Origin of the sequence: Acidisoma cellulosilyticum, from assembly GCF_020621385.1 — a bacterium.
GTDB lineage: Bacteria > Pseudomonadota > Alphaproteobacteria > Acetobacterales > Acetobacteraceae > Acidisoma > Acidisoma cellulosilyticum.
This window is the reverse complement of record NZ_JAESVA010000010.1, coordinates 140447-160918: the sequence shown is the minus strand read 5'-3', so window position 1 is coordinate 160918 and position 20472 is coordinate 140447. Positions and strand designations below refer to the sequence as shown.

21 protein-coding genes are annotated in these 20472 nt (G+C 62.6%); all 21 read right to left on the bottom strand.

Features of this window, described 5'->3' with window-relative positions:
- The 21 genes from ACELLULO517_RS22655 to ACELLULO517_RS22555 all read right to left on the bottom strand — a co-directional run bounded on the left by ACELLULO517_RS22655 (position 1) and on the right by ACELLULO517_RS22555 (position 20389).
- Positions 1–2256 carry a type IV secretory system conjugative DNA transfer family protein gene (locus ACELLULO517_RS22655; RefSeq protein WP_227309714.1) on the bottom strand — a complete coding sequence of 752 codons (2256 nt, stop codon included), beginning with the start codon at positions 2254–2256 and terminating at the stop codon, positions 1–3.
- A gap of 96 nt (positions 2257–2352) precedes the next feature.
- The gene (locus tag ACELLULO517_RS22650) at positions 2353–2892 is read right to left on the bottom strand and encodes a hypothetical protein (protein ID WP_227309713.1); all 540 of its coding nucleotides are present in this window, start codon (positions 2890–2892) and stop codon (positions 2353–2355) included.
- 61 nt (positions 2893–2953) lie between these two features.
- Positions 2954–4126 (bottom strand): secretion/conjugation apparatus DotM-related subunit, encoded by a 1173-nt coding sequence (locus tag ACELLULO517_RS22645; RefSeq protein ID WP_227309712.1) that lies wholly within the window; start codon positions 4124–4126, stop codon positions 2954–2956.
- A 2-nt stretch (positions 4127–4128) separates the two neighbouring features.
- Positions 4129–4665: a lytic transglycosylase domain-containing protein gene (locus tag ACELLULO517_RS22640; protein WP_227309711.1), complete on the bottom strand. Its 537-nt coding sequence runs from the start codon at positions 4663–4665 to the stop codon at positions 4129–4131.
- A gap of 17 nt (positions 4666–4682) precedes the next feature.
- Complete coding sequence (locus ACELLULO517_RS22635; protein ID WP_227309710.1) at positions 4683–5117, bottom strand: hypothetical protein; 435 nt, start codon at positions 5115–5117, stop codon at positions 4683–4685.
- Positions 5114–5362 carry an IcmT/TraK family protein gene (gene icmT / locus ACELLULO517_RS22630; RefSeq protein WP_227309709.1) on the bottom strand — a complete coding sequence of 83 codons (249 nt, stop codon included), beginning with the start codon at positions 5360–5362 and terminating at the stop codon, positions 5114–5116. The genes ACELLULO517_RS22635 and icmT overlap by 4 nt, the downstream gene beginning before the upstream one ends.
- Before the next feature lies 1 nt (position 5363).
- A complete protein-coding gene (locus ACELLULO517_RS22625) occupies positions 5364–6518 on the bottom strand; it encodes a type IV pilus twitching motility protein PilT (protein ID WP_227309708.1) in 1155 nt (384 codons plus the stop codon).
- A gap of 162 nt (positions 6519–6680) precedes the next feature.
- Entirely contained in the window at positions 6681–7637 is a 957-nt protein-coding gene (locus ACELLULO517_RS22620) for a type IV secretory system conjugative DNA transfer family protein (RefSeq protein ID WP_227309707.1), read from the bottom strand.
- Positions 7630–8106 carry a DotD/TraH family lipoprotein gene (locus tag ACELLULO517_RS22615; RefSeq protein WP_227309706.1) on the bottom strand — a complete coding sequence of 159 codons (477 nt, stop codon included), beginning with the start codon at positions 8104–8106 and terminating at the stop codon, positions 7630–7632. The genes ACELLULO517_RS22620 and ACELLULO517_RS22615 overlap by 8 nt, the downstream gene beginning before the upstream one ends.
- A 313-nt stretch (positions 8107–8419) precedes the next feature.
- Positions 8420–8911 (bottom strand): helix-turn-helix domain-containing protein, encoded by a 492-nt coding sequence (locus ACELLULO517_RS22610; protein WP_406566287.1) that lies wholly within the window; start codon positions 8909–8911, stop codon positions 8420–8422.
- Between the two features lie 3 nt (positions 8912–8914).
- Positions 8915–11977: an ATP-binding protein gene (locus tag ACELLULO517_RS22605; RefSeq protein WP_227309704.1), complete on the bottom strand. Its 3063-nt coding sequence runs from the start codon at positions 11975–11977 to the stop codon at positions 8915–8917.
- Positions 11978–11994: 17 nt separating this feature from the next.
- Positions 11995–12588 carry a hypothetical protein gene (locus tag ACELLULO517_RS22600; RefSeq protein WP_227309703.1) on the bottom strand — a complete coding sequence of 198 codons (594 nt, stop codon included), beginning with the start codon at positions 12586–12588 and terminating at the stop codon, positions 11995–11997.
- Positions 12585–12905 carry a hypothetical protein gene (locus tag ACELLULO517_RS22595; protein ID WP_227309702.1) on the bottom strand — a complete coding sequence of 107 codons (321 nt, stop codon included), beginning with the start codon at positions 12903–12905 and terminating at the stop codon, positions 12585–12587. The genes ACELLULO517_RS22600 and ACELLULO517_RS22595 overlap by 4 nt, the downstream gene beginning before the upstream one ends.
- A gap of 70 nt (positions 12906–12975) precedes the next feature.
- Positions 12976–13482, bottom strand: coding sequence for a hypothetical protein (locus tag ACELLULO517_RS22590; protein ID WP_227309701.1), 507 nt, complete (start codon positions 13480–13482; stop codon positions 12976–12978).
- Positions 13483–13573: 91 nt separating this feature from the next.
- A complete protein-coding gene (locus tag ACELLULO517_RS22585) occupies positions 13574–14125 on the bottom strand; it encodes a hypothetical protein (protein ID WP_227309700.1) in 552 nt (183 codons plus the stop codon).
- Positions 14126–14145: 20 nt separating this feature from the next.
- Positions 14146–15630, bottom strand: a complete 1485-nt coding sequence (locus ACELLULO517_RS22580; RefSeq protein WP_227309699.1) for a hypothetical protein — start codon at positions 15628–15630, stop codon at positions 14146–14148.
- A gap of 88 nt (positions 15631–15718) precedes the next feature.
- Positions 15719–16996, bottom strand: coding sequence for a DotG/IcmE/VirB10 family protein (locus tag ACELLULO517_RS22575; protein ID WP_227309698.1), 1278 nt, complete (start codon positions 16994–16996; stop codon positions 15719–15721).
- A complete protein-coding gene (locus ACELLULO517_RS22570; RefSeq protein WP_227309697.1) occupies positions 16996–17964 on the bottom strand; it encodes a DotH/IcmK family type IV secretion protein in 969 nt (322 codons plus the stop codon). Before ACELLULO517_RS22570 ends, ACELLULO517_RS22575 begins: the two co-directional genes overlap by 1 nt.
- 35 nt (positions 17965–17999) lie before the next feature.
- Positions 18000–18629: a DotI/IcmL/TraM family protein gene (locus tag ACELLULO517_RS22565; RefSeq protein ID WP_227309696.1), complete on the bottom strand. Its 630-nt coding sequence runs from the start codon at positions 18627–18629 to the stop codon at positions 18000–18002.
- A gap of 21 nt (positions 18630–18650) precedes the next feature.
- A complete protein-coding gene (locus ACELLULO517_RS22560; protein WP_227309695.1) occupies positions 18651–19805 on the bottom strand; it encodes a hypothetical protein in 1155 nt (384 codons plus the stop codon).
- A gap of 113 nt (positions 19806–19918) precedes the next feature.
- Positions 19919–20389 carry a helix-turn-helix domain-containing protein gene (locus tag ACELLULO517_RS22555; RefSeq protein WP_227309694.1) on the bottom strand — a complete coding sequence of 157 codons (471 nt, stop codon included), beginning with the start codon at positions 20387–20389 and terminating at the stop codon, positions 19919–19921.
- Between the last annotated feature and the right edge of the window lie 83 nt (positions 20390–20472).

The window sequence follows — 20472 nt, the reverse complement described above, 5'->3', positions numbered from 1 at the left end:
TCACGCAGCTTCCCCTCTCATCTCGTCACCCCGAAGGGAGCGCAGCCGCTCGACGATGGCCTGAAGCCGGGCGATGAACTCTGGCTCGGTCATCAGAGGTGGTTCGATCCGGACGACCTTTGCGGCCCCCTCGTCCCGTTCGGCTAGCACCCGCATCGCGGTGTTTCGTGCCGCCGCCGCCGTTGCTCCGCCCAGTTCCTCGACGGTCGCCAGACGACGGATCAGGGTGGCATTGACCGGATCGGACGGGCGTCCCCCTTCGAATGTGCCAGGGATTGGTTGAGAACTCGCCACCTGTAGCATCGGCGTTACTACCGTTGCGGGCGCACCATCGGCGGGCTCGGCGGCACGCGGCAAACTGCCGGGTGATAGCTGAGATACTTCCGACAGGGCCGCATCGGCGCAGTCCATAATCGAACCGCCAGCCTGGGCCGCCCGCCGCATGCCGGCGACGATCGCGGCGATCACCGGAGACGGCTCCGTCATGCCGCCGTCCATCGTCAGACCGCCGCTTGCAATCAGCTTCGCCAAGTCATCGGCCTTCTTCAGCCGGAGCCGCGTTTCACTCGGATCGGGCTCGCGCATCATCAAGGTGCGGCCAAGCCGCTTCGGCCCCGTCTCATCAAACTTGGCGTGGAACACGCGCGCATAAACGCGCCGGCCACCCAACAGCACGATCGCCTCACCCTCGATGAGCGATGTCAGGTCCTGCCAATCAACACGCGAGACCGAGCGCACCTCGGCGCTACGTGCTTCGCGGTAAGAGCCATCCTGGCCGCCCTGATATGACGACACCTGCGTCACATTGGTTTGGCCGGCGGTCTTCTCGATCCACTCGCGCGTGCGGCCGGAATCCTGCTGGCGCATGGCGATCGTGAGGTTGGCGTTGCCGAGGATCGAGGCCGTGCGCTCTCCTAGCCGCGCCCAGATGCCCGAGACCTCCTGGAACCCCAGCATGAAGGAGACATTGAGCCCGCGCCCCTGGCTGAGCATGGCATCGAGGCCTGTCGTCGCGTAATAGGCCAGCTCGTCCAGCACCACCGGGAAGGGCGACGGCCCCATGCCGGGCTTGTCGTCGTCGGTGTATTCACCCTCCAGCGACAGCCCGAGTAACTGCGCCATCATCCCGCGCAATGAGGCCACGACCAGCTTGCCGAGGGCGGCGAGGGTCGCTTCCGAGTTCTCCAGCGCGGGCAGGTTGACGACAAGGATGCGGCGATTGAGGACGATATCGCGCATGTCGATATCGCCAGACTCCACGCCGAAGATGTGGCCGAGGCTGACGGCAAGCTTCGCGAAGATGCCGGTGAAGTAGAATTGCGCGTAGCCGTGCTGCTTTGACGGCTCATCACCCTTCTGCTTGTCCAAGGGCAGCGCCGCGTCATAGCCCGGCAGCTCGCCGAGATAAGACTTCAGCGGCCAGACGATCTCTTCCGGAATGTCGGCACTGACATCGAGTTCGCGGATATTGCCGGTCTCCCGGTCGCGCAGCAGTGCCACTTTTTCGATGGCGAGCTTCCAGATCCAGCGAAGCTCGATCGAGAACCGGATCACTTCGATGTTGAGGGGAATCCCGCGCACATCGCGCAGCCAGACGAGCACCGGGGTGATCGTGCCCATAAGAGCCACGGCGCGCTCACGGAAAACGCCATTCGCGTCATTCGACGCCTGCTCGCCGAGCTGACTGGCGAGAAGCTCGCGGAGTGCGTCGGCATTCCCGATGGCGAAGGGATTGAAGGTGTGGCTGTCCTTGATCCCGGATGCCACCATGAAGTTCAGGACCCGGACATTGTCCTCGACACCAAAGCGCCGCGCGAGTGCCAGTACCTTCCCAAACAGCGTGCGGTCCGCCTTTCCATCGACGAAGACGAAGCCGCTGCCTTGAGCCAGCGCATTGGTCAACATGCTGAGGATTGCTGTCGTCTTGCCCGCGCCGGTCGTCCCCGGAATGGTCATGTGCTGACGTTGATCGTCGGGCGTGATCCACAACTCCTGGCCCGTGATGCTCCAGCCCAGGAAGAAACTGCCATTCGCCATTCGGGGCTTGCGCGTGCCCGGAATGGGATTGCCGTAATCCTTTCGCTTGGATGACCAGGGTAGGCGCAGCGGCAGCCGGGGCGAGCGTGTCAACACCCACAGCGCATAGAGGGCCGAGGCTGGCACCGTCAGATTGACCAGCGCCGGCTCATACCAGGTCGCACCGCCCGCAACCGCCAGGACAATACCGGATGCAGAACTCCGCAGCCCCTCGGACAATCGGGTGGTGAAAGGCCGCGTATCGCGGAGACTCTGCGCACCGCTGCGCTCGAATTGCTCCTGCGGCCCAACGATCTCGCGTTGGACGCCCATGCGTCAGTTCCCCAGGCCGAAAGCGTTTTGGGGAGGCGGCGGGGCTGCACCCTGGCCGGACGCCTGACCCGGCGCAGGTTCGACCTGCGGCTGGGCCTTCAGATCGGCCGCGAGGTCGGGCGGCATTTGGCCGGCTTGCGCGCCGGACGGGGGCGCGGGCGGCGGATTGCTGCCCGACGCGGCGAGTGGGGGAGGCGGGGGCGCGGCCGGAGCGGACGGGGCTTGCTGCGGGAACGCCGTTGTCGCCGGCGGCGGTCCGTCGGGCGGAATTTGAATCGGTGCCACCGTCGGGGGAATGGCCGCGAACGCGGCGTTGGCGGTATTGCGCGGCTTCAAGCTGCCGCCGAGGAACATCCCGCCGACCAACAGAAGAATGCCAGCGCCGCTCAACATGAACCACCGGGAGCGGCGCTTATGCGGAGGTTCGGGATGCGCGGGCTCGTAGGCAATCTGCAACGGCTCGCGACGAGCGAAGCTATCGGGCGTGCCGACGATCACCTGCGCTGTCATGCCGTCAGGAATGTCGAACGTCATCAGTGCCATCGTTTCAACTCCTTGTCTCGTCTATGCCGCGATCTTCGCAGGCGAAACTGCGAACGGGCGTCTAAATCTCCGTGGATTGGGCGCGTTGCGCGTGGGCCTGGCGAAGCGCATCAATGGCGCGCGCAACCGATGGCCAAGGGATGGGACTACCGGCTGCGCGTTCCGTTGCCCAATGGTCACGCGCGCCGGCCGCCTCGACGCGCGGATTCGGATGCGCGTAGCGGCCGAGCCCCTCGCTCTCGAAACCAAGGGAGTGCAGGGCATACCAAAGCGGCCGGTCGATCAGCTTCGTCCAAGCGAACTGAGCTGGGGCCAAGACCCCGGCGCGAAGCCGCGCATAGTTCAAGACTGCCATCAAGGCGGGGGCGGTGAACGCATGACGTGACGCGACCTTGACCGCTTCCTCATACCACCGGGTGTCGCGGAGCAGTTCATCCACGCGACGCAGCGTGGTGGCGGGAACCGATAGATACGCGCTAGGTCCTGATCCTCCTTCCTTCCGATCGGAATCCAGCGCGGTTGATATTTCCCCCAGCATGGCCACGGCATCGTCACGGCGCTCGACCATGTGCAGTGCGAAAGCCGCAAAGAGAACGCGCACGATCGGCGTTGCGTCGGACACACCCTTCCAGGTCGGACCGAGCTGCATCGAGAGGGCATTGAAGGCGCGTCGATCATCGAAGGCTGAGCCCGGCTTGCACACGAACCGGTCGAGCCACTCGCTGGCAGTCAGCGCGTAATCCGCTGGACGTGGCGCTTTTTCGTCGGGCCGCACCAGGCTCAGCTTACGCCGGACGAATGCACGCACACCGGGAAACCGCAGCGCCTGCTCGCGGATCAGCCCCTCGACATCAAAGGCGCGCTTGAAACGGGACGGGGCTGCAAGAACGAAACAGAAGAAAGCCAAGATGCCGATGAAAGCGGCGGCCGGAATCCGCACGAAAGCGCCAGTCGCATGGAGGATGCCGTAGAGATCGGCGAGCGTGACACCCGAGGGATCGCTGTTCATCATCTGCTGATCGGCGACACGAAAGCGTCCGGTAACCTGATCCAGCCAGCCGATCTCGGTGTGAACCACGGCCATCACGCCGCTGCTGATCGTGGCATGATAATTCGTCCAGAGCAGATACGAGCCGACACCGATGCCGACGAGAATGATGATCAGGTTGAAAAGTGCGGTGTCATCGCTGGACGGCCAGGAGCTGCGGCCACCACCACCATGCTGCGGTTGCATCCTCATCCCCTCTGTTTTGGTGGCCCGGCCGGTGCGTTGAGTGCCGATAGGCGGGCGCTCGTTTTCTTCCGCGGGAGCGCTTCCAGGCGCAGGGCCTGCTTCAGCACGGACAGCATGTATTGTTGCTGATAGACTGGGTTATGCGAGTGGTAGAAAGCGACGCCGCCCCAGAGATCGCCGTGCGCCTCGTCGAGGCCCTGCCGCAAGATCCAGGACCCTGCTTCGAGGTTGGCGCAAAAATTGTCGCGAAGCGCGTGATAGGTGGCGTCCTTCGACGCATGCCAATGGGTTGCGACCATCGGCACCCAGATCTGGTTGACCTGCATAGGGCCGATATCGACGGTGCCGTTGGTGTTCTGGCTAACGGCGCCGAGCGTTCCGCCCTCGACATTCAGCAGGATGAGCAGAAGGGCCGGCGGCTCGCGGTGGAGATTGGCGGCGGCCAGAATGCAGGATTGAATCGTGGCCGGAGATAGGGAGACCGCTTGCGCGGCTTGCGCCTCAGCAATCGAGCCCGCGAACAGGGCCGACAGCGCCATAACGCAAGCGGTCCTTCTCACCGGTCCATCCCCGCACGCCCGGCCGGCGGATTGGTCGGCGCCTGTTCCAAACGGCCGACAGCGGCGCGCCAAAGATTGTTGAAGTCGCTGACGACGACGGGGCCGCCGCCAGAGACCTGGTGCATCGCCTCCATCGCGGACAACATGACCGTGGCATAGGTCCCGGCCCCGATTCCCTCTGCCCGGTAGCCCAGAAGCGACCGGTCATCGCGCGCGATTTGCAGGGCAAACCCCTTGCCGGTCATCTCTCGCCAGATCGCCTCGCCCGCGACCAAAAACGCCGGCAGGAAACCGGTAGAGGAACTTGCGGCTGCTGCACTGATCTCAAGGCGAGAACGGCTTGCCGGGTCATCGTAGACGACGAGGCGTCCAGAGCGTTCCAGAAGAACGCGCATGGTGCGGCCCACACGATCCAGATCGACGGCACTCATGAATAACGCCTCCGCCGCCAGACGGGCACCGCCGTCCTCACCCTCCCGGCAGTCCACCGCCGTACCGTCCGAACCAGGGCGGGTAGCGTCAGGCCGAAAAACGAGATGAGGGAAAAGAAGACGAAGCCGGCGATCGCTATGTAGAGCGTCGGCCATGACCAGTAGACGGCGGCCAACACCACCGGCAGGCAGGCCCGTGCATCAAGCATCAAAACCCGGACGGGTTGACCTGTGTTGCGCCACATCTCAGCCGATCTCCCTTAATTCAAAGGCAGCGGTTTCTTCCGTTATCCGCCCCGCTTCGAGAGCGTTTCGGATTGATTTCGCGTAGGATTGGCCGCGCTCTTCCACTGCGACCCGAGTGAGTTCGGGCCATTCGGCAGGGTCGCAGCGCAAAAACTTCCGGCGAAGATCAGAATCGAAAGCGAGGAATTCACGGAGGGCGGTACGCCGTCCGTCGGCGGACCGGGTGAGGCGCTGGTTGATCACAAGGCGCAGCGACTGGGCGATGGCCGAAACGAGGTTGTCGCGTTCGTCACTCGGGCAGAGGCTCGTGATACGCTGCATCGTCAGTGCTACGTCATTGGCGTGAATCGTCGTGGTGACGACATGCCCGGAAATTGCCGCCTGGATGGAAGCCGCCATGGTTTCACTGTCGCGGCACTCGCCGACATTGATGTCTGTCGGCTCGCGCCGCATCGCGCCGCGCACGAAGGCCGCAAAGCTTGGAAGGTCGCGCGGGATCTCGCTTTGGTTGATCGTCGATGTGAGGCCGCGCACACGCTCGAGCAAGAACTCGACGGGCGCCGCCCCTTCGACGATATTGTAATGTCCATCCGGTTCTAGCAGTTTTGCGACGGTCATTCCGGCGATCAGGGTTGATTTCCCGGAACCCGTTGCGCCGCCTACGATAATTAACCCCTGCCGGATTTTGTAAGCCTCTAATATTCCCTGTTCGACGAGTTGCTGCTCAAGGGTCGCAGGAAGATCAGATATCGGACGGAGCACGACATTGCCGCCGGTCTGCCGGAAGGTCCTGGTGGACGTGCCGTTCAAGCGAAACCGCAGGCGGGTCGAGCGATCAATCTGAATCGCATAAGCGGTATCGAAGTCGGTGCCACCTTGGAGCCGCGCCATCGCATCGGCGCCATAGAGATGGTTGACGATATGGCTGAACTCGATCTCGTCGATCGGATATTCGGTGGCGCGGTGATTTTGACCGTGGACGGAAACCCAGACCGGATGTCCCGTCTGAAAGTGAACGCGCGACGCCCCCTGCTGGTAGGCCCAGGTCAGGAGGGAGTCGAGACCGGGCGCGCTTTTGCGCGCTTCCGCGACCCAGCGCAGCCCTTTGCGATCTCGGTCGGGCCATTCCATGCCATGATCGGCCCCGTCAAACATCGCGGTTCTCCGCTGGCAGGGCCTTTGCAAGCACCGTCCGGCCGCGGCCGGGCGGTGCAACCCGAAGCTCGATTGGCGAAAGCGGAAGGTAGGGCCAGGCTCTTTCGACCTTATTCTGCTCCGCTCCCTGGTTCTCTTGCCGGGGAAGTTCAGGCATCTTGCTCATTGCGGGCACCCCGCGCCGGGGGTCCAATGACCGGGATTGCCCTGAAGCCCAGGCTGGTTGGTGATCCGGATCACCTGGTCGTTGATATGCAGGCTATCGCGACCACCGTCCGCCGCCTGGGTCTTGAAGGCGAGCACGGGCTGTTCGACCAGGTTGGCCCGCAACAGGACCCGATAGCGGGCCATGCCGACCATGTCGCGTTGCAAGCGGCCGAGGTCGGACAGGAAAATCTCATCGGCCTGCGTCTCGCCGTCAGCCCAGCCTTCAGCGACCCACTTATCCCAATAGGCGACCTCCTGCTTGGTGCGCGGGAGTGCGGCGTCGGTCGGGCGCCGTGGCGTGGCCCAGCTTCGCACCAGATAGGTCCGCCAATTCGGCGGCGTGGATGCGAGCTGCGCCTCGCGGGTGATCTCGTAGATGCACGACGTCTCCCTCGCGACCTGTCCATTGTCGCCGAGCGCGAAGGCCATCTGTGCGGCGCTTACGATTGGGGGCCGCATCAGGGTTTGTCCGCCTTTCACCGGGAGCACCAGCGCGCCGAAATCATAGGTCGTGTCGAGCTGCGCCTCGTAGCGCCGCAACATCTCGTTGAGCGCAAAACTGCGGGCGGCAAGTCCACCCTGAGCGCCGTAGGTCATGGCCGCCGTCTGCAAAGTGCCCTGGCGACTGGCCGAGAGCCCATCGTTCGGCTGGTCGCCTGGACGAGTATCCTGCAAGGCTTCCAGAGATGGGGGCGCCTCGGTGCCAACCACCAGCGGATCCTCGGACGCGCCCGTAATGGGCTGGTTGATCGGATTGCCGAGTGTCGGAAGGTTCTGCTCCATCTGCGCCGGACTCGGGAAGGGCGGGACGGCGGGCGATGTGAGGGAATTCGTCTGGGCATCCGCGATAGAAGCAGTGCCCAGGGATATGAACATCGTGCCGAGCATGACGGTCGCGTGCAGCTTACGCATGATGGATCACCTGGACCTGATGATGGAGCGGATCGACCTGGACCGTGGCCCTTGCACCGGCATCGGCGCCGAGCTGCTGGAAGACCTGATAGGCAGTCTCCGAGTTGGCCGAGATCGAAATATTCAGCGGCTGCGCGTTTTGCGGGGCCGTGACGTAGAAAGTGTAGCCGACGCTCAGCGCCAACTTGGAAACCGCGCCGTCCAGCGGACCATTCCAGGTAAAGGAGACGGTTTTCTGTAGCGGGTCCGCAAGCACGGGCTGCGACACTGCGGGAGCCGACGCGGCCGTAGGGTTCATCTCGCCCAATTCGGACATTTCGTCATCGACATTCGTGATGCTTTTCTGCAGGGCGAGTTCGGGGTTGGGCATGCCGGCGGCTTCCACCGTCGTCGGCACCGGGTGGAGCGGCGCCGCGCAACCCGCGAGCATGGCCGTGCCAAGCAAAAGACCGAGTAGACCGTGTTTCATGACCAGATATCCCTCCCGGAACCGAGTGCGCTCTGTTGCAGCGACTTTCCGGACGAGTGAGCACTGGGAAAGCGGATGCGCTTTCCCTCAGCTTCCCGCTCACGTGCGACCATCCGAGCTTCACACAGCGCCTGCCACCGGAGGCGGACACGCCATGCCCGCTCACGCCGATGGCCATTCCATCCACGAGGGATGCTGAAAGGGACGATCAAGGCTGCCCCAAGACTGATTGTGAGATGCGCCATAGCTGCCTCCATGCTCGGAAGGCTAAGCGGTGATTTTGCGAACGGCATCTTTGTACTCGCGCCTGGCATCAGGATTGTCGTAGGTGTTTGACCAGGCGGTAGCCGCTCGTCTCATCTCCTTCGAGCAACCCCGAAAACCAGAGATCCCGTAGCGTGACACGCACCGCCCTTTCCGGAATGCCGGTGCGCAGATGCAGCCCTTGCACGCTGCACCGATCGCCCAGGTGGGCGCGGATGGTGCTGCGCATTTCCCTTGTCGATTGGGAGCGCCGCTGTGGGATGCGGACAGCCGGCCCGGTATAGTCAGCAAGAGCGTAGGTGCCGAAGGCGATCCTGCGGACAAGACCGCGTTCCATCATCGCGCGCAGATGACCCGTGGCGGTCGGCACAGGCCGCTCGATATGCTCAGCGATTTCTCCAGCCGAGCGTGGCTGCGAAATGAAGCGCATGATCGCGTCACGGATCGGTTGGGGCCGCGTAGGCTTTATGCCAGATGGTCTTGGCGACGTGCGATCAGACTGAGGCTCGTCACGCCAAATCGTCTTGTCCACAACGCCCATCCACTACTCCGCCGCGACAGGCATTGTGTCGTTGGCTGGTGAGGGTTCGTCTTGCGGTCGAAGAACCAAACCAAGCCCACGCCCTTCGATGAGTTCAGAGGCGAGCGTCTCGATAACGCCGGCTTTGACGTTGTCAGCGGCATCGCCCTTGCGCATGAGCGCCTTGGTGCGCCGCTCGATCTCCTCGCTGGCGGAACCGGCAGGAAACACCTTCGACAAACGACGCAGGCCTTCGGTAAACCCGACACGATCGTAGAGCCGGTTGCGCAGGCTGGTGTCAGCCGGCGTCGTGGACAGCGCCCAGAGTTCGACTGGCCCGAGCGAGTTGATGAGGAATTGCTCGTAATGCTTGGACTCGGCGCGAAGTATTGCGAGAAACGGCGCGCCGTCCCTGCGCGGCCCGGTAAGACGATGTCGCACGATCTTGCCACTGGCCTCCGTCAGTCCAAAGCGCTCGATGATTGCCTCGCGCTCGGTTTGGTCATCAGCGCCCAGCACGAAGCGACCGGTTGATTGCGCGATGATGCCGTCGCCCATGTCCGACAACCGCTGGCTGGCAAATCCCAATTGAACGTTGTGTTTGCGGCCTTCTCGAACATCCAGCTCGGCCTGGGCGCGAACGAGCACGCTGCCCTGAGTGCGGTGCCACTCGTCGTAATCGATCCGCTTCACCGTCTCATAGATCTCGGTGATCCGAGCTTTGTGGTAACCGTGGACACGCTCTGGAATGAACTTGATGTATTCCGGGTGCAGGAAGAAATTGCGGCCGAGGATGTGGCGGGCCAGAAGGTAGACCATCTCGGTCTGGCGATTAGCCGCCGCCGAATTGCCGCCGGGTGCCACATACTGCAAATCCAGCACGATGATTCGCGCGGGGCCGAAATCAAGCTGCGTCGCCGCGTTCAGGGTCTCATAGCGGCGGATCAGATCGGAGATGTAGCGCTCGAAGATCTGCGAGGCCTTTTCAGAAGTCTCAGCAAGTCGCAAGCTGTCGAACATGTCCTTGACCTGGTCGGAGCGCACGGCGCCGATGAGATCCTCGAGGATCGGGACGGCATGGCGCTGCGCGCGTTCCGCCAGTCGATATTCCCCTCGATCACAGAGGGCATTCACGACATCGCGCCAGTAAGGCGATTCATCATGCAGTTCGATGCCGAGCTTTTCGATCGCCTGGTCCACCTCCTCATCGACGCCCCGATGATAGTTCTTCGCCCCGCCGCCCAGCTCGGTGCAGTTCCGATACACTTCGTCGATGACCAGCGAAATCAACTGCGTCATGCCTTCGAACGGCGTGTTTTGGTCGGGCGGAGTCGTTGCCAGCGCGAGGAAGTTTTGTAGGAAAGCTTTTTCGAGCGGCAGCGGGTATTCGCAGCCGACCTGCAAATCGAAGATGTTGAACTCATAGCCCGGCGCAAACAACAGCGACGAAAAAATCGCCTCATGCTTCCGGTTCGGGCCAAGTGCCTCCTGCACGAGTTTGACAAATCCCTCAGCGGACTTGCCGATATCAGCCTTACCAATCAGCGGCAGCTTCGCGCCATTGGTGCCCATGACGGCGGGGCTCAGGCAGAGCCCGATATTGATCGTGTTCGCCAGCACGGATTTGCCCGAACCCGGCGGTGCTACGAAAATATCAACGGTCAGGGGCCGCACCCTCCCGCCCGATGGGTCATAGGGCCAGATACCGCCGTCAGCTCGGCGGAACAGCACGCTGCCGCTGTCCCAGGGGGAGGCTGTATGGCTCCAAGGGAGCATCCCGAGGGCGTCACTGAGCGGCGCAAGTGCCGGGTTGGCCGTCGAGCCGAGAGCCAAGCCTGGCACACTGCTCATCGCACCTTCCAGCGGGTCACCGATCACTGCCGTCGTCTTGGTATTGCCCCAGCCCTCGATCCGCTGTGAGAGCGTCGAGACGCGACGGCGAAGTTTGGCGGGCTGATCAGCCGGTGCCCAGGTCGCAAAACTGGCCCGCAACTTCACGCTGATATGGTTTTCCTTGCGACGCAATTCATCGACATAGGCGAGCGCGCGCCTTAGATCGGCATTGCCTGGAAACATCGACAGGAAGGACGCACCAACATCCTTCATTTGCATGGCCGATCGCCCGCTACCTTCGAGCAGGAAGGACGCGCGCCAGGGGATGCGATCCTGGCCGAGCGTCGCCGCCAGTTCAACGAAGGGACGGGGATCTTCGGGTCCAATTTCCATATCGATGGGGCCGAAGGCGTTCTCGCCGAAATCCACCCGTTGCCCCCCGCGTGTGACGGCGTCGGCATAGAAAAGCTGGTCGCGGACCGGTGGCCAGAGGACGTTTTCGGCCGGAGGCCGTCTGTCGCCATCCTCGGGGCAGCGCGCCATCAACCCATCACCCGGCAGGCTCGGCCGCCATTCGGACGCCGCCATCTCGCGATACATCGCCTCGCGCGACATGCGCAGGGCCTCGTGAGGATCAACAAGCTTCGCGCTCACGTCATGGGCGCGGAGCGCCGACGTGACACGCGTCACAAAGGCCGAGTGGCGAGCCGACATAACGTCGCTACGCAGATAGAGACGCTGCGTGTTGCCGACACGGCCAATGTTACGGGCGTTCTCTGCGTATTCGTGTTTGAGTTGGCGGCGCTCCTCCTTGGTCAGGACGGAGGTCCGCGTCCAAAGAATAAAATAAGCCGCTTCCCACCGCATGAGTTTCGGCCAGAGCAAAGCGCGTTCACTCAGGATGCCGTCCATCTCAAGACCGAGCGCCTTCGCGATATTGCGGCACGATGTCAGATTGACGCGCTCGATTTCGACCAGCGCCGCGTCCGGGTCGGAGATGTACCAACCAACGATGGCATGTCCCCTGGCTTCCAACGCGCCCGAGAGATCAAGGCGCATCGCCTCAGTGATCCCAGCGTAATCCTGGCGTTCTGCCATACGCTGCATGCCGTCGATGCGGACCCAGGTGACATAATTGCCGCGCTTATCGATCAGCGCATCGTTGTGTGACGTTTCGATATCGCAAAACGATCCTAAGGGTTGTTTGAAGATGAGCGAGACATTCGCCAGTCCGGTCGCAAGACTTTTCAGCATCATTGGTCTCCCGCCATCTAATTGCGTGTGGCACGGCGGCTTGCCGCCCAGCTATCCACGATCTCCGGATAAATGTCCGAGGATCCGTCATAGAGTCTGCCGAGAGGCAAAAGCCGAGCGCCGCCCAGCAACCTGTCGCGGCCGCTATAAGCGTCCGCAGGCAGTCGGAGCAGAGCGTCCGCCAATTCTGACGGTGATGACGTGCCGAGGCGCGCCGCCGCTTCACGCCGTCGGTCCAGCAGTGCTTGCGCCACATGGTAAAGGGCCGGGATTATGCCCACGGCCTTCGTCGGTTTGGCATCGGTCTCGACGCGCTCTTTGTGGGCGCGGAGCGTCAGATGCACGCGCCGGATCATAACGTTCACCGCTGGCTGACTTAGCTCGGGAACCCACACGATGCAGGCTTCCTCATCAATGCGCGGACGCACAAGATTTTGCACGAGCGCGCAGAGAACGCAGTCTTCGCCTTCAATACTGCCGACCATGTCGCGGCCTTTGCCGATATCGCAGCCGCAATAACAGCACATCGCCTCCGTTGTGGAGACCGGATCGTCGCAAGACAGCGCGCCGGTCCTGCCCGGCGACAACAACAAGGGCCGCAGGGTCATCATGACAGGAGGCTTACGAGGGTCACGCTTGCGAACGCCCAGAGCAGCACGAGGAGAATACGCATGAGACTGCGGCGCCGCACATCGCTGATCGCGCGGTCGGACCACAGGAAGGCGATCCCGCCGACCGTCGGCGCCGAGGCGACCAGGAACAGTTTCATGGGAAATAACATGCCTCGTGCGATGGCGCTGATCTCGGGCGCCCGGGTCATTGCGACGGAAATGTAAGCGACCGACAGAACGAAGAGGACGCCCGCTAGGCGCCCGCTGAGAATTCTGTTCGATGTCGTCAGGGAGCCTTCAAGACCAGAAACAGCCATCGTATTGACCTCCGTGAAGTAGAACCGGCCTGCTAACGCAGAGCGTCCGCGCGAGCAGGCCGGTGCCGTTTCAGCCGCCCTGGCCGAACTGGACCATCTGCGGCGTGGTATTGACGGTGGCAGCGCCACCGGAGGCCGAGATCGAGGCCTTGCCGATCCAGACGCCGGCCGTGGCGAACAGACCGCAGAGGACCAGGCCCGCGATGCCGCGACCGATATGGCCGCTCTCACGGTTCTGCGGCTGGCGGCTCTGCCAGAGCGCCCAGACGCCGAAGCCGAAGCAGAGGGCTGCGGCCAGATAGCAGCCCATCCCGAAGGCTTCGCCGCCCGAGTTGATCGCCTCGCTCGACATCGTGTTGACCTGCGCGCCGAGACCACCGGTGGGCGAGGTCGCCTGCGCCATGGCGTGACCGGCGAAGGCGAGCAGACTGCCGCTGGCGAGCAGAAACGCGGGCATGATCTTCCGACCCAGCTCGCCGAGGCCGAGCTTGAGGGAAAAGCTGGCCGGTTTGGTATTGAGCACGGCCCCACCACGCTTGAACGTGGCCTCCCGTGCATGTGTGTGGATGAGTTTCACGAAAACGCTCCTGTTTGACTGATGAGGGAAAGGCCCCTCACGCATCAGGCTGATCCAGGAGACTGCGAACGGCAGCACAGTTTTCGGTTTTTTAACCGCCTGTATTGAAGAAGGATTCGATACCAGTCGCGACGGTCAGAATGTTGATGCAGAGAACGCCGAAAACGAATTGCACGCTGCACGCGCTGAGCGAGCCATTGGCCGCGCCGTTGACGATGCTGCGCCAACGCAGGATCGACCAATAGACGCAGAACGCGCCAAAGGCTTCGAAGATGTATTGAAACATCTGCACGACATTGACGACTGTCGCGTCCGGCGTCGCGCCCATCAGGTTCGAGCCGTTCGGCGGCGTGGTCGCCGCGTAGCTCGTCAGTCCGATTGTCATATTGGTGCCTGCGCTGACATTCGCCATGGTCAGGAAATGCGGGAAGCTTGCAAAGACCCCGCTCAAGATTAGCGAAATGAACGGCACCCACGGCTTGTCGATGCGGTGATGCTGGTAGCGGGAATGTGGCTCCGACCAGCGCCAAAGCGACCAGGCGAAGAACATGAAACAGCCGCATGCCGAGAGATAGCAGAAGGCGGGAAGTGCCACGGCGATGCTGTCGGCAATCGCAGTAGCAAAATTAATCAGGCCTTGCATGACGGGCCTCCCTTTCGGAGCTACTGAATGAGGCCGTTATCGGTTTTGACGACCCAGTTCGTGCCGCGCTGCGTCACCGAGATGACGTGTCCATAGCCAGGGATCGTGTCGCCGACCTGGACCTCGATCTGCGCGCCGTCGCCGCCGCTGTGATCAACCTCCGCAAGCATGGCGAGACCGGGAGAAGCCGCTTGGACGCGATAGATCTCGGGTGTCGCCGGCGGTGCCGGTGCGGGTGCCGCAGCGGGGGCAGGGGCGTGAACCGGCGCTGGTTGGCTCGCCTCCTTCAAGGCCGCCCGCGCACTGGTCAGCGCCACAACCGTCGGGGAAACGGTGGGGGCAGCCGGGGACGAGGGGAGAACGCTTGCAGCCGAGGTCATCGCCGCGTTGGCTTCGACCAGAGCGAGACGCCGTTCGAAATCGCTCAGCTTCGCCGCCGTCGCCTTGTTCCCGTTTTGCTCATCCGCCTGAAGGTTGGAAATCTGCGTACGTTCGTCGCGGATGAGTGTCGCGAGTTGCGTCACGAGTTCGAGCACCTGAATCTGATCGGATGGCGACATTGGGGCGGCCTCGAGCTTCGTTGCTGCCGCAAGCGCCGCGGTCGGGGTGGCAACACTCGGCGGTTTTACTATTGCCGCGGCCGACTGAGGTTGCGCTGTGGGCGTGGGCTCTGCATTCGCCGTCACCGGAACCACGACCGCCGGGTGAGACGTGGGAGCGGGTTTCGCCGTCTGAGGCACCGCAGGGTGCGGGGTGACGATAGCATTTTGCGGCGCCGCGCCGGGCTCATGGGGAACATAGCCCGGCGGAACAACTTCCGCCTGGGTCGCGACCTGGACCGGCTTGATCGGGGTTTGCGTGGCCGTCGCCGGCAGCTTGGGTTGAGCGGCGGTCCCCGGCGTGGCTGCGGAGGTGGGCGCCGGCGTCACCTGCCCCGGGCTGGGGGCCGCAAGCCCCTCCAGTTCGGCCACTTCATCCTGCGGTGTGGTCGGAACGTAGGGGCTCTGCTTCACGGGCGCCGGCGCGGCTGGCGCTTTCACGGCCGCCAATGCGGCTGACGGTGCCAAGACATCGGACTGCGCCGTCTGCTGGGGCGTGGGCAGCACTGACGGGGGAGTGTGGGCCGGCGGGCTCGCAGGATGGGCGAGCGGGGGCGGGGAGGGCGCAGGAGTTGCCAACGCGACGCGCTGCTGTCCGGTGCCGAAATGGCCATGCAGAAGCTGAGCGACCTGAAGTTTCAAGGCGGGCGGGAAAGGGACGAAGGTGTTGTAGGGCGACACCAGAAAGCCGCCGCTTGCGATGACGACCACGGCGATGATCGCCACGCCGGACAACAAGCCGCTCTTGCGACGGTTCTTGGAGGAGGTGGTCGCGGTCGCTGTCCGCTCGCCAGCACGAAGGGGTTCAGCGCTGCTCTCCTGGCGATCGGTCCCCGGCTCACCCGGCAGACGCGCCTGATAGCTCTGGACATCTTCTAAGGTCGGGTCCGCGACATGTGTATCCATGACCGTTTGCTCCTGCAAAAAAGGGCGATGCCGAAGCATCGCCCTTTGATTTGCGAACGGAGAGAGTTTCCTGACCGGTAAACGGGTTTTACTGGTTTGCCTGCGTCTTCACGTCCGTCAGGAACATCACACCGACGCCGACATTGGCATCGAGCGTAACGGTCGGCCCTTTCGGTGCGGCCTGGTTCAGAAAGGTGCCGACCTGCGCACCGGCCGTGCCGGCGCCGACACCAAGCTGCTGACGGAAATTCAGGTTGGTCGCCGTGGTTGCACCACCCAACGGGCTCAGCACCGACACCGAATTCGACGTGGTGGCAATCGCCTGCCCGAGCCCCTGGATGAAGGCCGCAGCCGCCGGAAGAATAACGCGGGAGAGATAATGCTCGTCCACGCCCGTGGCGACCGAGGCTTCCATAGTGTCCGGCGCGATCACCACGCCATCGCAGCTAATCACCTGGCCTTGATGAACGATGCTGCTGATGTGGATGATCAGGCGATCATCCTGACGCTCGAAGGATCCGACCATGCGGTCCCCGGCGATCGGGCCGCTATCGGCCTGCATCACCACGGGGCTCGTTTCATCGGAATTCAGCGCGAGGATCGGATGGGCGTAGATGCCACGGCCAGCCGGAACGAGCACTGTCCCGGAGGCGGCGCCGCTCGAAGCGCTGCCGGTTGTTTTACCGGGCGGATCCGCTGCCTGCCCGGCATGCCCTGTCCCAACCGGCTGGCTCGCCGTCTGTGTCGCGCTCGGCGGCATGACGACATCCGTTTCCGGCGGGCGGCCACCCCATTGGCTAAAGAGATCGGCGATCTGCTGATTGTAGGCCGCGACGGCCTGCGGGTTGGCACCTGTGACAGCCACGGGCGTCGCCTGGATCGGCTGGGGCGCCGCTTGCGGGGCGGCGATCGTCTGCGGCGGGAAGGCGGGCTCCTCCACCGGGATGACCTGCGGCGGGGGTGGCGGCACGAAGTGCGGGGCCGGCAACGACGCCACCGCAGATGGCTGCGTCGCCTGCACGGTCGGAGCCACGATAACCGAAGCACTCGGGGCGATGGGCGGCGTATAGGAGTTGCCCTTGGCGAGGGCCGTGCTCGCGCCCGCCGTTTCTGCCTGGAGGGCCAATTGATCTTGCTCGGGCGTGGTGTGCAGCCCCCCTGGAAGGGGGTCAACCGGCTTCATATGCGCGTCCTGGGAAAACGGTTGCACATGATGGCCGCTGCTGATGACGATGACCGCCATCGTTACCAGGACGAGCCCGCTGACGCCGATGATCAACAAGCGGCGCGGGCCTGCCTGTCCGGCACTCGTGAGAAGCGTTCCGCTCTTAAGGCTCGGTTTCCACCAGGGGGCAGTGTCCGACATCACTGGGAATCCTTCAGTTGGGCCGACACCGTCCGGCCGTTGACGGAGAGCAGCACGACCGGCGTATTGGGGACCGCGTAAACCGTCGTACCGGCTTCGGCCTCCGATGCCGTCCACTCGGGCGAAAGCAGCGTGTCCGGCGTGCGGATGTAGACATTGCCTCCCAGGCGCCAGGCCGTCAGCTCGTCTGGCGAGACGCCCTCGACGGAGAGCGGGGTTGCGTCCGCCGGCGGCACGCCTTCGAGCATCCCGGTCAAGTATGGCGCCCCCGTATCCGGCGCGTCCGGCTGTGTCATGATCGAAACCTGTGCGTTCGGGCCTCGATCGCCGACATGGACGGAAAGGTCTGCATCATACCGACCGCCCCCCGCCATCATGAGGAAGGTGAGGGGTTTGGGCGAGTTCTGCAGGGACACCACAAGACCGCCTCGCGGAGCGAGGGATATCGGCGTGATCTCCAGGACATTGCTGCCCTTGGTGGGCGTGCAGACGAAGAAGCCGATCGCCACCACCGACGGACCACCATGGCTGTTGGGCGCGCTGCAACTCGCCGCACCAGAGACCGCCGCCGGGTCGGAGTTCGTATCCCATTGGATCGGCCAGGGCTGGCCAGTGGCATCGAAGAAGGAGACGGCGGTGGGGTAGCCCTTGACCGTCTGGATGATGCTCACGGCCGCACCGGGCGCGAAGCTGACATTAATCTGCCGGCTCATCGGCGCCGCCATGGGAATGACGGACTGCTCCTCGGCTTGCCTGGTCGCGTTATAGCGCTTGGCCAGTTCCTGGATTGCCTCCGGAGAGAGGGGGATCGCATTTTGAACGGCCTGCTGCTCAGCGGCATTGCCGTTCGCAGAATTCGGCGACGGCACCCCTGAATTGCCAGTGCCATCTGATTGCGCGAATGCCGGTGACGCTGCCATCAGCGCCAGAACCGACAGGCTTGCCGCCCAGTCTCGTGTTCGTTTCATGAACCCGTGGCTCATCCGTTTGCCCTCCATGACGGCTACTCCGGGCTTGCCACGAGTTGATCGATCGCCAGCCCGTCTGGATGATCGTCGGCATTTGTGCGAACGACGAGCGCGGTAATCATCATTCTGTTCGTGCTGGCCTGGTTGACGTTTTCACAGGTCTGGACGACAGGAACCTGGATCTCATAGGCGAGCGCACCCTGCTGGTAGCTCGTCTGGTGGATCAAAGCGGCCCTTTCGGACTGCGCGTGACACAAAAGCCTTGCCCGCTTCAGCTCATCGAAATTGCCCTCGCCGATGAAAGACTGCGCGAAAGTATTCCACCCGTGGAGCGTGAACTTGCGGCTCGCCGTGTTCAGCTCAGCAGGGTAATTGTAGTAGTCGATGTTATAAGGAGCGAGAACCGCTCCCACAGTCCATTGCAAAAGTTGTGTATCATCCACGATGGGACTGTCGAGTGCTACGACAGGACGTGGCGTATTCTTGCCATCCGTAAAGAAATATCGCGGTTGAACCGGATGGGTCCACTGCCAGGCGTCATGCGCGATCGAGACCCCTAGCAGCGCGGCCATCGCGATCGTCAGACCGAGGCAACGGTTGACGAGGAGCCCCTGGAAATCCGGATCGGAAAGCCGTCGCGAAATTGTGCTAGAGGAATTTCTCATGATAGTGCCTACATGTTTGCATCATGCAGGCACTTTGGCTGCCATTTCTGCGAACGGCACATGTCTTATGCGATTTTCCGCATCAAGCATCGCGCGCGTAACTATGGTGAACTTGTTACCACGCTCGCCGATTATTTTTTCACCTCTGCGAAACGGTGGCGAAAGTCGCACACCCTTTTCGGATTTCTTCGCCCAAAACCAATTATCGCTCTTGAGACAACGCTTCAATTCATAACCTGAGCGCTTGAGCGTGGCTTCAGCGGCGTCGAGGTCGAAGACGCCGCCCATCTTCCGACGGTCAGAGTCACTCGGAATGGCGACGTTGGTCTTGAACGTCCGGAACGCTGCGGGTGTGACGCCGAGTTTCTTCGCGGCCTCTTTATAATGGAGACCGCCCGCCATGAGCATGAAGGCGACCCAAACCGCCACGCGGTTCGTTTGAGCTTTTGTTCGCCCCTTGAGGCCCGCAAACCAGGTCAAATTTTCCTTAAAATCGACCTGATTTTCTGTCGAAGGGATTTCGAGGACTTCGGGTTGTGCGACCTTTTGGTCGGCCTGGTCAGGAACAATCCCGAAAAATGGGAATTCACGCTGTCCCGCCGCTTTGTTGCGCTTCCTAGCCGGCCGTCCCTCTTTGACGGGAAGTGAAACCACCTCGGCCGCGCTCACCACAACGCTCTCACGCAGACGCTTCAGCGCCTCATCGGCCGTCTGCCCCGGCTCGATGCCCGCGAGCATGATCGAGGCCATGAAATCCACCACCCCAGGATCACGTAAGCTGTCTGGTTGGGGCTTATGCAGTGCTTTGCGGTCAGGACAGGGAATGCCAAGGCGGCGGGCCTTCGCGCGCACGGCGTTTGCTGAACGTGGTGTATCCAGCCTCTGACCGATTACATCGGGATGAACGGCCGCGAGCCGCCAGACAATCAGACGTAGCGTGTCTCTTAGAGACCACGCTTTCGCCCCGCCTCCGCGCATTGGACGGTCATGTGGTGTGGCGATGCCCAGCCGGATGATGTGCTCGTCAAGGACGGCCCGACTCAAGCTCAGAAATAGGCATAGCGCCTGGATGCCTTGGCCCGCACTGACCATACAGGCCAGCAATCGGTCGAAGAGAGGGTAGTGCTGGGTGGCGGGCGGAGGCTGATGGAAATCGGGCAGCGCCGGAGGCGCCACCCTGGTTTCCTCAACTTTCCGGACGCCCGTTAACGCCACATTAACCTCCAGTCAGGGACTGGAGGGAAGACTTAAAACCCTATTTTATGTTTTTCAAGCTAAAAACAAATCTCCTACTGTTTTTTAATCGCCCCTGAGCAGGCCCCTGCTTCAGACGGGCAGCCATCGCCGCCCTCTTTTTGCTCTGGCTCCCTGCGAATGGCATTCGCGCTTGCTCGGTCTATCAGTTCCCCTATCTCTCGGCGGAAAGCCCGCTCTTGCTCAGCGCGTTCCTCAAGTAAAGTGCGAAATGATTCCAACGCCTCTACAAGTCTGGTGCTGGAACTGGCTCCAATTTTGCTAAATAGCGTATTAAGATCTACATCCAGGACCTTCGCGACGCGGGCAAGCGTACGTATTGTGACGTTCGAAGTGCCTTGCTCTAATCCGAATACCTGCTGTTGAGTCATGTCCGCCATTGCTCCAAGAGCCGCTTGCGTCAGGCCACGGTCCTTACGGGCGGCCGCAAGTCGGTCCGCAATGTTGCGGATGATTTCGTCAAGTTCTTCGTCCGGTGGAGCATTTTCTTTTGGTTGTCTGGCCATAGGGTTTAGTCCAACTCCTCCAACAAAAAGCAGATGCAGCAATGCCCTAGTCATGCCGCTCCTCAGACCGCGAGCGTTAAACG

Excerpts from the sequence above, each read along its gene's own strand:
- ACELLULO517_RS22650 (WP_227309713.1), bottom strand. The coding sequence starts at position 2,892 with ATGGCACTGATGACGTTCGACATTCCTGACGGCATGACAGCGCAGGTG.
- ACELLULO517_RS22645 (WP_227309712.1), bottom strand. The coding sequence starts at position 4,126 with ATGCAACCGCAGCATGGTGGTGGTGGCCGCAGCTCCTGGCCGTCCAGC.
- ACELLULO517_RS22640 (WP_227309711.1), bottom strand. The coding sequence starts at position 4,665 with ATGGCGCTGTCGGCCCTGTTCGCGGGCTCGATTGCTGAGGCGCAAGCC.
- ACELLULO517_RS22635 (WP_227309710.1), bottom strand. The coding sequence starts at position 5,117 with ATGAGTGCCGTCGATCTGGATCGTGTGGGCCGCACCATGCGCGTTCTT.
- icmT (WP_227309709.1), bottom strand. The coding sequence starts at position 5,362 with ATGTGGCGCAACACAGGTCAACCCGTCCGGGTTTTGATGCTTGATGCA.
- ACELLULO517_RS22625 (WP_227309708.1), bottom strand. The coding sequence starts at position 6,518 with ATGTTTGACGGGGCCGATCATGGCATGGAATGGCCCGACCGAGATCGC.
- ACELLULO517_RS22620 (WP_227309707.1), bottom strand. The coding sequence starts at position 7,637 with ATGCGTAAGCTGCACGCGACCGTCATGCTCGGCACGATGTTCATATCC.
- ACELLULO517_RS22615 (WP_227309706.1), bottom strand. The coding sequence starts at position 8,106 with ATGAAACACGGTCTACTCGGTCTTTTGCTTGGCACGGCCATGCTCGCG.
- ACELLULO517_RS22610 (WP_406566287.1), bottom strand. The coding sequence starts at position 8,911 with ATGGGCGTTGTGGACAAGACGATTTGGCGTGACGAGCCTCAGTCTGAT.
- ACELLULO517_RS22605 (WP_227309704.1), bottom strand. The coding sequence starts at position 11,977 with ATGCTGAAAAGTCTTGCGACCGGACTGGCGAATGTCTCGCTCATCTTC.
- ACELLULO517_RS22600 (WP_227309703.1), bottom strand. The coding sequence starts at position 12,588 with ATGATGACCCTGCGGCCCTTGTTGTTGTCGCCGGGCAGGACCGGCGCG.
- ACELLULO517_RS22595 (WP_227309702.1), bottom strand. The coding sequence starts at position 12,905 with ATGGCTGTTTCTGGTCTTGAAGGCTCCCTGACGACATCGAACAGAATT.
- ACELLULO517_RS22585 (WP_227309700.1), bottom strand. The coding sequence starts at position 14,125 with ATGCAAGGCCTGATTAATTTTGCTACTGCGATTGCCGACAGCATCGCC.
- ACELLULO517_RS22580 (WP_227309699.1), bottom strand. The coding sequence starts at position 15,630 with ATGGATACACATGTCGCGGACCCGACCTTAGAAGATGTCCAGAGCTAT.
- ACELLULO517_RS22575 (WP_227309698.1), bottom strand. The coding sequence starts at position 16,996 with ATGTCGGACACTGCCCCCTGGTGGAAACCGAGCCTTAAGAGCGGAACG.
- ACELLULO517_RS22570 (WP_227309697.1), bottom strand. The coding sequence starts at position 17,964 with ATGAAACGAACACGAGACTGGGCGGCAAGCCTGTCGGTTCTGGCGCTG.
- ACELLULO517_RS22565 (WP_227309696.1), bottom strand. The coding sequence starts at position 18,629 with ATGAGAAATTCCTCTAGCACAATTTCGCGACGGCTTTCCGATCCGGAT.
- ACELLULO517_RS22555 (WP_227309694.1), bottom strand. The coding sequence starts at position 20,389 with ATGGCCAGACAACCAAAAGAAAATGCTCCACCGGACGAAGAACTTGAC.